This is a genomic window from Bifidobacterium canis, assembly GCF_009727065.1.
GTDB lineage: Bacteria > Actinomycetota > Actinomycetes > Actinomycetales > Bifidobacteriaceae > Bifidobacterium > Bifidobacterium canis.
Genome location: NZ_WNLP01000017.1, coordinates 1 through 8,636 on the forward strand (window position 1 = coordinate 1; position 8,636 = coordinate 8,636).

Sequence of the window (8,636 nt, forward strand, 5' to 3'; positions counted from 1 at the left end):
GGATGATCCGTCATCGACTTCACCATATGCCCATGCACGTGGTTTGCCCCGCACTCGCGGGGATGATCCGTGCGTTCGAGTTCGGCGAGACGTTCGGCGGTTGTTTGCCCCGCACTCGCGGGGATGATCCGGTCGCGCATACCGCGACCTTCGATAACCGATAGCCGCAAAACGGGAGGTTTGCCCCGCACTCGCGGGGATGATCCGCGCCACCCGGACGACGGCCCCGGTGCAGGCAAGTTTGCCCCGCACTCGCGGGGATGATCCGTCCTGCAAATCAGGAAGGACAGTTCAATATTACGTATCAAATGAGGTGGTGCTCCTCGCCCTATTCAGAGCTCAGCTCATCACCTCATTACCTCCATCATACCTCATTTAGGTGGATTGTTTGCCCCGCACTCGCGGGGATGATCCTGCCTCGAGCCCGTAAAGTGCGACGGTGATCGCGTTTGCCCCGCACTCGCGGGGATGATCCGGCGGACTTGCGAGCATCGCGTGCACACGTCAAGTTTGCCCCGCACTCGCGGGGATGATCCGGCGTTCCCGTCGAGCACCATGCTCGCCACCAAGTTTGCCCCGCACTCGCGGGGATGATCCGGCTCGGGCACCGAATTTAAAATCAGCGACACGGTTTGCCCCGCACTCGCGGGGATGATCCTAGGGCGATGGCTTTCAGCGAGAGTGCTTCCTCGTTTGCCCCGCACTCGCGGGGATGATCCGCCATGCAGGGACGTAGGCAAACGGCAGACGTGGTTTGCCCCGCACTCGCGGGGATGATCCGTCAATCCCCAACGTGACACCGAACCTCACGAAGTTTGCCCCGCACTCGCGGGGATGATCCGATTAGTGTATGGGGTTTTATTGGTGCTACTCAGTTTGCCCCGCACTCGCGGGGATGATCCGATCGGGTTGGAGCACCTTGACATACGGCTTCGGTTTGCCCCGCACTCGCGGGGATGATCCGTTCGCGGTCGAGCATAACCGCGGCTATCTCGGGTTTGCCCCGCACTCGCGGGGATGATCCGAACGACTACATGCCGAAACGTTCGATGAACGTGTTTGCCCCGCACTCGCGGGGATGATCCTAAGCCAATGTGGCGCGGGGTGCAACTGGATGCCAAAACATGGCGGGAAGACCTACACATATACGAAGGGGAAGAGCTTAATGAACACGCTTTATCCTCCTGGAGTTCGAACCCACGTGTTAGCTACGTTGAATTCGCCAAGACATTCGACGTCGAACGTATTCGACCGGTTCTTCTCCTGAATAGGAGAGGCGGCAATCGGATGATGTCTGTCGATAGCGCTGTCGGTGATTTTATGGGAGAATATGAGTACATAAGCTCCGGGAGCAACAGATACAGGGTCATCAGCGTCAAGGACAGCATTCAACCGGCGGAGCTTCTCAACGACGATGCCTTGAAAGGATCCCCCAACGGTGACCTTGGTGGAAGTGGAGCAGATATGACTGACGAGCGTGTTATCGAATGGTACGGGGAATGGCCACACGTAAAGAAGGCCTCCGACCGAAAACCCATGCCGATCCATGTGGATACCGCGCAGATATATGACTACAAGGAGGCCTTCAATATCATTCATTGGGACTACGCCCGCAGACACAGTGGTTGGCGTGGAATCGTGAACATCAGGGAGGTTGCTGATAGGTATATCGAACTTCTGCCGCCCGACCTCGATACGTCTGCCGCACGAAAATGGGCCGCCGGCATACCGTACACTGACTGAACATTTATCTTTTGGCCACCGCATTACACGGTGGCCTTTCTCATATTCATGCCCCTCGCATGAGGGGGTTTGCCCCGCACTCGCGGGGATGATCCGGCACAGGTGGGAAGACCATTACCTGCCATATGGTTTGCCCCGCACTCGCGGGGATGATCCATCGCAGGTCGGCGGGCCAATGACCACATGCAACTTTGCCCGCACTCGCGGGGATGATCCGTACGTGCTTCTCATCGATTATGAGGGAACCGTGCGGAGAATAGAGCCCGGCCCTACGAACAAGGGCCAATAAGGGATCCAGACGCAAGACCGATCACTGATATCACTGACCATCATTGTGCGTCCATGCTTCTTCGAGGGGTTCCCGAAAGCCGATAACGGGTTCGAGTGAAACCGCTCACGTTTGCCCCGCACTCGCGGGGATGATCCGTTCCTCGAGTTCCTTGGCAGTGGCTTCGCGTTCGGCTTTGAGCTGTTCCAGTTCGTCGGCCTTCGCTTTGTTCGCCTTGGCTCTCGACTCCCATTCGCGGGAGTGTTTGACGCTTTCCTCGAGTTTGGACTCGGTTTCCGCCAGCTTGTCCTGCAGCGCCTTGATTTCCTCGTCGCTCATCGCGGTGTTCCTTTCGTTTGACCCGTTTCGGATAATAAAAAACCCGCCGTGCGGCGGGTTTGAATCGTGGACTGCACCGGAGTCGAACCGGTGTGCGTGGCCTTCCAGTCCTGATATGCGAAAGGCGCCATAATGCGTGGCGGCCTTTTCTTTATTGGTTGGCGAGTGGGTATTCGTCTTTCGAACGTCCGTAGTAGATGCACCAACTGACCCATCGGTACAATTCCTCGGCTGATACTCTTATGGAGTTTTCCTCGATGTTGAAGAACGGCTCGTGGAACATGCGACAATAAGTTCCTAATGCATTATCGGTATCTTCTTTCAAAGTAGATGCGTCGTGGTCTTCAGCGAGAAATTGCTCGAAATTCCCGTCGTATAAGACATTGAGTCCTCGTGCTTTCATTTCAACGCCTCCTTCACCATCTCATTGAATATTGTAACCGATTTCGGAAAATACTTCTCTATCAGTGCGTATGCATTTGGATTCGCGATTTGCGCGTCCATGATCTCCGCCCACGGTTCTCCACAAACATGCCTGAATAATGAGAAATACCCGTTCCCATGACCGACGGATCGTGGATAACCGTCTCCCAATGCCGCCTGTAACATGTCCTCGACATTACGGTCAGTCGGCTTGCCCCCGCACTCGCGGGAATGATCCTCCGATGGACATCGTGCTGGAGGAGACGGGCGAGTTTGCCCCGCAGTCGCGGGATGATCCGTTGATCGATGACGAGTATATAGAGATATACTTGAAAAACGGCGAAAAACAAAGGAGAGATTCAGCGTTGAATCAGCTTACCCCATGAATGAGCATCAAAGGAGGAGGCTTGGCAAGTGAGAATGACATCATGGCTGCCATCAACAGGCTCGCCCCATATGTCGCCCCAGCGATGGAGAAGCACCACATCGACCCCTATCAGGAAATGGTCGAAGTCGGTGAGCCGTATCTCGCTTTGGACTGGCTTCTCGGTTCCGCCACGCTGCCGGAGGTCTCCATCCCCAAAGACGTCCTGCTTTACGCATTCGGATGCCTGACGGACGAAGATAAAGAAGGCTACGAGCACTTACTGCAATCAGCCGTATGAATGTGCTCAACCATATCATCGCAAGGCCGCCCAAATGGGTGGCCTTTTCCATACCCAAGGACTGCAAGGCGTAATACACCGGTTCGATTCCGGCGCAGTCCACGTACAAGCCCCTCGCATGAGGGGCTTTTTCATGCCCGCATGGGCCCGACAGAACAGGAGCCTACATGGCAGACAACACAACAGACAACCAGGACGAGAACGTCGACGAGCCGCAGGGTACGAGCGAGAACACAGACTGGGAAGCCAAATACCGCGAGGCGGTTTGCCCCGCACTCGCGGTGATCCTCATACGCCAAGGAATTCTACAGGCGCGCCAAGCAGTACAGATCTACTGAAGATGCGGGCGGTCAGCCTCGACATTTTTCGCCGCCTCCTCGACGTGACAAAAAGCTTCAACATTGGTCAGCTGAACCGCAGAGTGCTCAAGCCGATTGAAGACGAATTAGGCGATTTGATGCATCTGAAAATCGAACGCAAGTACCAGAAAAAGAAAGCGGGAAGTGGAAGGCCGTCCCTATCGGGCTTCGTCTTCCACTTCAACCGCGAAGACAAGGAGTCCGCACCGGAACAGAACCCAACGAAACAGTTGGCGGCCGAGGTGGAGCCATCCAAGGTGATGGAGGAATCACGCAGGCGGCTTGAGGAGGAGCAAGCCAGGCATAGCGGCAGCATGTTCATCGGCTCCAAAAATACAAGCAGACCGACTCTGGGACTACTGCAGAGAACGTCCCACTGTTTTGAGCCTTGTGCTACAGATCAGGCGCTTTATTCGCTATTCCATGCCTGCCTCGTTGCGGTGATGGCTTACAGTCTCGTAGCCTTTTTAAATGGGGGCAACGGCGCCTCCCTCCGCGTAGGAAGCGCATTCGTGCAAAGGAACACAACATGAAGGGGCAAAAGGCTTTCATATATGGGTTGAGACTGTTATTGGTCAGTATTCTCTCCCTAGGCATGGTGGGTGTGATACTACCCGCCAGTAGGGCCGGCCTCCTCTGAGATCAGAAATCAGGTGAGCAACTCATGACCAGATCGACAGCTCCAGCATCCAGTTTGAATCAAGACAATCAAAGCCCAATCCCCGCACTGATCGGCTGTTGTGCCTTCGCTTTATGCCTAGTCAATGAGCTGGGCTACCACCCCGGCGTATTCACGGTGTATGCATTCGTGTATCTCACGAGCTGGTTGATGTCTCTGGCCGTGCTGGTGTACCGGCACTGGCGGTTCGATCGTGGATCGTTAGCGGTGATCCTAGCGACGCTGCTGGTTCCGTTGGGCATCGTGCTGCTGTACAACCGCGACCTGTCCCGTATGCTGCTGTCGTTGTACTACGTGGCTTGGTGCATGTGGGCTACTTACCGTTCGGTGGGGCATAGAGAACCGTAAAAGCGGGTCGTTTTTAGCGACTCATGCCGTGGTGGTTTGCCCCACACCTGCAGGGGTGATCCGCACACTTCCGAATATGGACGGGCGCGGAAGGCGCTGGGCGAATCACCCGCAGGTGGGGGCGCTCGACACACCGCACCCGATGGGCCCGATAACGAGTGTGTGGCAGTTCCGTTGCGGATGCCCTATAATGATGGAGATATTCTTCTTCATGATGATAATCTTTCAGGCGCAACAGCCCGGAAGTAAAGGCTCCGAAGTTGCAACCTTCGGGATCTTTTTCATACCCGTAGGATTGCTGCATCATTCGTCATGGTGTGCCGGACCGCCTATGCCACGAGGCGACCGCGCCGGTTCGGTTTCGTTTGCCCCACACCGGTGGGATGATCCGAACAGGTTCGGCGGGGCACCGTCCCCTCCCTCATTCGCCCCACACTCGTGATGATGATACGATTTTGAGGCAGGAAGTGGAAAATGGAACAGAAAAGCGCGAATGACGAAAATAGGCACGGTGTACAAAAACCGTTATGGAAACGTTGGTGGTTTTGGGTTGTCGTCGTGCTCGTGTTGGCCGCGATAGGCGGCGGCGCCAATGGCGGCAGAAGGTCTAACACAACCTTATCGGCGAGCGCGAGTGCTAGTCCTGCGAAGTCATCGCCGTCAGCCAGCAGCTCTCCAGAAATAACGCTCAAAGAGCGTAGTGGATCCAATTCGGGTTCGTCTACTGCTGCCACGAATCAGGCTGAGGAGTTCGCTAAAATTTCAGTGCGGCGAATGGCGTGAAAATGTCCGATGTCGCAGTGTTTGACCCGCAAGATTCCAGTGGGCAGTATTATCGTGCCGAGTATCGTTTGGGCGCGTATAAAAACGCCCAAGCGGTGCACGGGGAATTGGGTTCTCTCGACGTTGATGTGGTTGCCTATCGTGTTGAGGATGGCACACCTACGATGATGCGCGTTTATGCGTCGGGCAATGCTGATGAGATCGCCGCCGATTACCCGTTTGTCGCGCGTTTTTTCGCACCGTCCGCCACCGATACGGAGATTCAGCAGCTCGTTACAGAGTACAATGACGGATCGTATATGACCGAGGCGCCATCGAGTTTCCGCCGCATATCGTCTAACCTGCTGGAGCGTGATGGAGCGAGCGGCCAGTTCATGGTCAACGCGGAATTCTGACCGCGTGCGCGCGGGACAAGTTTGCCCCCACTCGCAGGGATGATCGGCCGCCATATATGTGGTGGCCTTTTACGGGTAAAGTTCTGATATTATTTGCTGGTATATGGCGTGTAATGTTCCATATATGGAAGAACGCCTTCTGGCATCTGCACTAGTTTCGATTCCTTCATGATTGAACGCCAGTCTGGGTCAGTGATGGTGGATAGACTTTCCTCTCCGGTCTTCTTGTTGATCTTGATGACAGGTGGGTCGAGAATCGCGGTATCTGGATCATCTGGATCCATCGGATGGAACAACCAATAATCATTCCATTCGGTGACGTTTCCTATCGCATAGTGGGATAGCTTCAACGCTGCCTTGTCCAAGGCTTCCATGAGCTGCATATCACACCTCCCCCGCACATCCGTCTTTTACTATTTTATGTTTGCATGCCGTGTGATATTCATTGCTCTTGCGCTGAGTACGGGAGGACTCCTTCTGGCAGTATGACTTCCTGAGCTTTCATACTATCGAAAAAGTCCTTGTCCGTGAGCAGGACATAGCTTGCTTCGCCGGTATCCTTGTGAACCCTGATTCGTGGACAATCAAGTTGCACTCCATGCATATCAGGATCCATGCAGGTGAAAACCAGTGATCATTGAATTCTTTCACGGAGCGTATTTCCATTCCGGATTCCATGTCAGCTGCTTTTTCAGTGCTTCCATCACCTGCATGTCATACCTCGCACGTTTGCTTTACGCCACTTTCTACAGCATGAACATTGTCAACTCTCATTATAGTTGTCTTACTTGGAACTGCTTTTGTCGAAATACCATGTTCGCCACGCACTCGTGTGGACGATCAAGCCTCATTATGTGGAGTTTTTCTTCACTGAATTGTGAGTGGATATTCGTCTTTCGAGCGTCCGTAGTATATGCACCAGCTGACCCATCGATATAATTCTTCGGCTGAGATGCTTATGGAGTTGTCTTCGGTGTTGAAGAAAGGCTCGTGGAACATGACGCAATATACGCCTAATGCATCAGCCGTATCTTTTTCAACGTAGTTGCATCGTGGTCTTCAGCAAGGAATCGCTCAAAATCACCGTGATAGGCGACATTCAGTCCTTGAACTTTCATGTCAACATCTCTTTCACCAGTTAATTCAGCAGATACTCTTAAATTCAGTCCGCATGTTTCTTCGGCCGACCTCCGCCAACGCCGCGTCCTGGACGAGATGCATTCCAAGCATCGATTGTCTCTGTTTTCCAACCTCGAGTACGGCCAATGCAAACATCCGGCTCAGGAAGCTTTAGATTCAACAAGCCACCTGGTGTGATACCAAGATGCTCTGCCACCTGCTTAACCCCCATATAGTATTCAGTCATCGCCATTCCTCCTTACTAATTACCTCACTGTTTCGATGGCTACAGCATAAGAAGACAGATGAATAATACTTATTTCTGCTCTATGCCGTTCCGTTGAATGCCACCCGTTATCATTGCCAAACCATTATTTAACATTGGCATTACTATTCATATAGTAAATAATTTCTTACATTTTATATCGATTTCATTTACTACGGATATCTCCGTGGTTAGCAACACAGTTGATCCACGTTCCTATGCACACAGACACTCAAAGAGGTTAGTCGCAAATCTGCTATGATAAGTCATGTTTTGGATTGTAAGCTGGAAATTAGCTTCACACATTCCTAATTATCTTTTGGTAGACTTGATTTCAATCCGCGCTCCCCATGAAAGGGAACTGGAAATTAGCTTCTTACCTTCTTGATAGACTTGCAGATGTTGATTAGTTGCAGCCGTCGTGGCTGGAAATTAGCTTCTTACCTTCTTGATAGACTTGTACGTAGACGCCAGACGACGCGCCTCATGCTGGAAATTAGCTTCTTACCTTCTTGATAGACTTGCAGATCACGGAAACGAACGTGCACTGGTGCTGGAAATTAGCTTCTTACCTTCTTGATAGACTTGGATTTGGCCAGCCATTTGCCGTTCCGGTGCTGGAAATTAGCTTCTTACCTTCTTGATAGACTTGCGACATCGGAGGGAACGCTTTCCCGCTGGCTGGAAATTAGCTTCTTACCTTCTTGATAGACTTGATAGGCGCTGTTAATATCCATGTCGATCGCTGGAAATTAGCTTCTTACCTTCTTGATAGACTTGCGAAAAATCGATGTACGCGTATGTCGAGCTGGAAATTAGCTTCTTACCTTCTTGATAGACTTGATAAGATATGCAAATCGACACGCCGAATGCTGGAAATTAGCTTCTTACCTTCTTGATAGACTTGCCGGCGATGGAATTCATTCCAACGCTCAGCTGGAAATTAGCCTCTTACCTTCTTGATAGACTTGCCCGGGTAAAGGGCCTACCGACAAGAGTGCTGGAAATTAGCCTCTTACCTTCTTGATAGACTTGGACGCATACAAACATCAAACGATACGCGCTGGAAATTAGCCTCTTACCTTCTTGATAGACTTGCCGTTTCGAATGGCGCGTCAACGGTTTGCTGGAAATTAGCCTCTTACCTTCTTGATAGACTTGGCGGAGGGAACGCTCCAGAAAAGAAAGCTGGAAATTAGCCTCTTACCTTCTATAGACTTGAACGGTCTGACTCGAATCGAGCCGGAGGA

General features: G+C 52.5%; 11 protein-coding genes and 2 CRISPR repeat arrays. Of the genes, 7 read left to right on the forward strand and 4 right to left on the reverse strand.

Annotation, left to right across the window (positions count from 1 at the left end; all coding sequences use genetic code 11):
- The first annotated feature begins 386 nt into the window (after positions 1–386).
- Positions 387–1,087: direct repeats of the CRISPR family, unit length 29 nt; unit sequence GTTTGCCCCGCACTCGCGGGGATGATCCG.
- Positions 1,088–1,104: 17 nt separating this feature from the next.
- On the forward strand, positions 1,105–1,743 hold the full coding sequence (locus GSD1FS_RS09355; RefSeq protein ID WP_155589361.1) for a hypothetical protein: 639 nt from the start codon (positions 1,105–1,107) through the stop codon (positions 1,741–1,743).
- A 394-nt stretch (positions 1,744–2,137) separates the two neighbouring features.
- Here GSD1FS_RS09355 and GSD1FS_RS09360 read toward each other — a convergent pair whose 3' ends face one another.
- Together GSD1FS_RS09360 and GSD1FS_RS09365 are read right to left on the reverse strand one after the other, a co-directional pair.
- Positions 2,138–2,350 (reverse strand): hypothetical protein, encoded by a 213-nt coding sequence (locus tag GSD1FS_RS09360; RefSeq protein ID WP_155589362.1) that lies wholly within the window; start codon positions 2,348–2,350, stop codon positions 2,138–2,140.
- 151 nt (positions 2,351–2,501) lie between these two features.
- Positions 2,502–2,753 carry a hypothetical protein gene (locus GSD1FS_RS09365; RefSeq protein ID WP_155589363.1) on the reverse strand — a complete coding sequence of 84 codons (252 nt, stop codon included), beginning with the start codon at positions 2,751–2,753 and terminating at the stop codon, positions 2,502–2,504.
- A 262-nt stretch (positions 2,754–3,015) separates the two neighbouring features.
- On the opposite strand from GSD1FS_RS09365, the gene GSD1FS_RS09370 reads away from it, so the two are divergent.
- From GSD1FS_RS09370 to GSD1FS_RS09395, 6 genes are all read left to right on the forward strand, one after another.
- Entirely contained in the window at positions 3,016–3,159 is a 144-nt protein-coding gene (locus GSD1FS_RS09370) for a hypothetical protein (protein ID WP_155589364.1), read from the forward strand.
- Positions 3,160–3,180: 21 nt separating this feature from the next.
- Entirely contained in the window at positions 3,181–3,438 is a 258-nt protein-coding gene (locus GSD1FS_RS09375) for a hypothetical protein (protein ID WP_155589365.1), read from the forward strand.
- A gap of 167 nt (positions 3,439–3,605) precedes the next feature.
- Positions 3,606–3,776, forward strand: a complete 171-nt coding sequence (locus GSD1FS_RS09380; RefSeq protein ID WP_155589366.1) for a hypothetical protein — start codon at positions 3,606–3,608, stop codon at positions 3,774–3,776.
- A gap of 2 nt (positions 3,777–3,778) precedes the next feature.
- Positions 3,779–4,330, forward strand: a complete 552-nt coding sequence (locus GSD1FS_RS09385; RefSeq protein WP_155589367.1) for a replication initiation protein — start codon at positions 3,779–3,781, stop codon at positions 4,328–4,330.
- 131 nt (positions 4,331–4,461) lie between these two features.
- Positions 4,462–4,824, forward strand: a complete 363-nt coding sequence (locus GSD1FS_RS09390; protein WP_155589368.1) for a hypothetical protein — start codon at positions 4,462–4,464, stop codon at positions 4,822–4,824.
- A 785-nt stretch (positions 4,825–5,609) separates the two neighbouring features.
- Positions 5,610–6,002: a hypothetical protein gene (locus GSD1FS_RS09395; RefSeq protein WP_155589369.1), complete on the forward strand. Its 393-nt coding sequence runs from the start codon at positions 5,610–5,612 to the stop codon at positions 6,000–6,002.
- 89 nt (positions 6,003–6,091) lie between these two features.
- Here the strand turns inward: GSD1FS_RS09395 and GSD1FS_RS09400 are convergent, their stop codons facing one another.
- Both GSD1FS_RS09400 and GSD1FS_RS09405 read right to left on the reverse strand, forming a co-directional pair.
- Complete coding sequence (locus GSD1FS_RS09400) at positions 6,092–6,385, reverse strand: hypothetical protein (RefSeq protein WP_155589370.1); 294 nt, start codon at positions 6,383–6,385, stop codon at positions 6,092–6,094.
- A 779-nt stretch (positions 6,386–7,164) separates the two neighbouring features.
- Complete coding sequence (locus GSD1FS_RS09405) at positions 7,165–7,368, reverse strand: hypothetical protein (protein ID WP_155589371.1); 204 nt, start codon at positions 7,366–7,368, stop codon at positions 7,165–7,167.
- Between the two features lie 378 nt (positions 7,369–7,746).
- Positions 7,747–8,547: a CRISPR direct-repeat array (repeat unit 36 nt; unit sequence GCTGGAAATTAGCTTCTTACCTTCTTGATAGACTTG).
- Positions 8,548–8,636: the final 89 nt, after the last annotated feature.